Below are 1,594 nucleotides of genomic sequence, written 5' to 3'. Positions count from 1 at the left end.
CTTAAATAGTAATACATGTTTATCATACGTTTTTAAACACCAATTATATTTTTTTAGAATAATTGGATGGACAACCTCTTGCGTAGTATCGACTTCAGTAAAACCGTATTTTTTATAAAAGTTTTTTAATTCCTCGAAAGGGAGACAAAATACATTTTGAATATGTAATTCCTTCGCTGTTTGTACTAAAAATAAAACGAGTTCTCCCGCTAATTGTAACCCTCTAAATTTAGGAAGTATGAAAATACCACCCATTTCAATAGTATCTTTATCAATTTGAACTAAACGACCTACACCTGCATACTCGCCGTTGTATGTAATAATCGCAACTTTATCCCGCTTTAAATCACTTGGTACAAATCCTATTGATTCGTATTGATTATTAATCCATTCTAAATCTTTAGAAGTAGCTAGTTGTATACTCATAAGTAACCCCCTTTGGAAAAGTATTAATATTCTCATTATATATAGCTCAATAACTAGTGAAAAGAGGATAAATCAAAATCATTTTTCTTAACAGTTCAAGTTTTGAGGAAGAGTGCATACAATATAAAGTACTTTCCCTTTCTTCATTCTTGTTTTACGTATATAATTTAAAAGTAATATTTTTATTTTATTTTTTTATATATTTATAACAGAATAGAGGTTTAAAAATGAGTGTTAAAATCATTACGGATAGTGCGGCGGATTTACCGGTAGAATTGCTGCAAGCATATGATATAGATTTAATTCCACTCCGTGTATATGATGAAGCAGAAACAGAGTATTTAGATGGGGTTACATTAAAATCAGTTACATTACTGCAAAAAATGAGAGAAGGCGCAGTTTATAAAACGTCATTGCCTTCACTTGAAACATTCCAAGAAAAATTTGTTTCCTATGCAAAAGAAGGTAACCCTTGTATATATTTAGCCTTTTCATCTGAATTGTCTGGTACATATCAATCGTCAGTTCTCATTAAAAAAGAAGTGAAAGAAACATACACTGATTTAGATTTAGAAATTATCGATACAAAATGTGCCTCACTCGGTCAAGGTATTGTCGTATTAGAAGCTGCCAAAATGGCAAAAGAGGGTGCGTCAAAAGAAGAAATCTTAAACCGTGTCGCTTTTCTAATGGAGCATATGGAACATATCTTCACTGTAGCTGACTTACAGTACCTTGTTAGAGGTGGACGTTTAAGTAAAGTGGCCGGTTTTATCGGTGGTTTATTAAACATTAAGCCAATTCTAAATGTGGATGAAGGAAAACTTGTACCACTTGAAAAGGTAAGAGGGAAAAAGAAAGTATTAAGCCGCATTGTTGATATTATGGAAGAGCGTGGCAAAGACCTTAAAGGTCAAACAATCGGTATGACTCACGGTGATGATTTAGAAACTGCCGAAGCATTAAAAGCATTAATTACTGAAAGATTCTGCTGTGAAGTATTTATTGTAAATACAATTGGAGCAGCAATCGGAGCGCATACAGGACCAGGTGCGTTAACATTGTTCTTCTTAAATGAAGTAGAGTAAAGGATTGATCTTTTGATCAATCCTTTTTTCTTTAAATAAAATATAGAATTTATTATTTATGAGTGCTTTGTTTTATAGGC

At 32.2% G+C, this 1,594-nt stretch carries 2 protein-coding genes; one reads left to right on the top strand and one right to left on the bottom strand.

The window, feature by feature from the left end:
* A partial coding sequence (locus tag AB3X48_RS21985) for a GNAT family N-acetyltransferase (protein WP_367959949.1) occupies positions 1 to 426 on the bottom strand: 426 nt, incomplete at its 3' end.
* Positions 427 to 653: 227 nt separating this feature from the next.
* On the opposite strand from AB3X48_RS21985, the gene AB3X48_RS21980 reads away from it, so the two are divergent.
* Positions 654 to 1,514: a DegV family protein gene (locus AB3X48_RS21980; RefSeq protein ID WP_016105123.1), complete on the top strand. Its 861-nt coding sequence runs from the start codon at positions 654 to 656 to the stop codon at positions 1,512 to 1,514.
* The last annotated feature ends 80 nt before the right edge of the window (positions 1,515 to 1,594 follow it).

The sequence above is a fragment of the Bacillus sp. S4 genome (genome assembly GCF_040838205.1).
Classification (GTDB): domain Bacteria; phylum Bacillota; class Bacilli; order Bacillales; family Bacillaceae_G; genus Bacillus_A; species Bacillus_A cereus_U.
The sequence above is the reverse complement of the archived record's forward strand: the minus strand, read 5'-3'. Positions and strand labels throughout refer to the sequence as shown.

Excerpts from the sequence above, each read along its gene's own strand:
- AB3X48_RS21980 (WP_016105123.1), top strand. The coding sequence starts at position 654 with ATGAGTGTTAAAATCATTACGGATAGTGCGGCGGATTTACCGGTAGAA.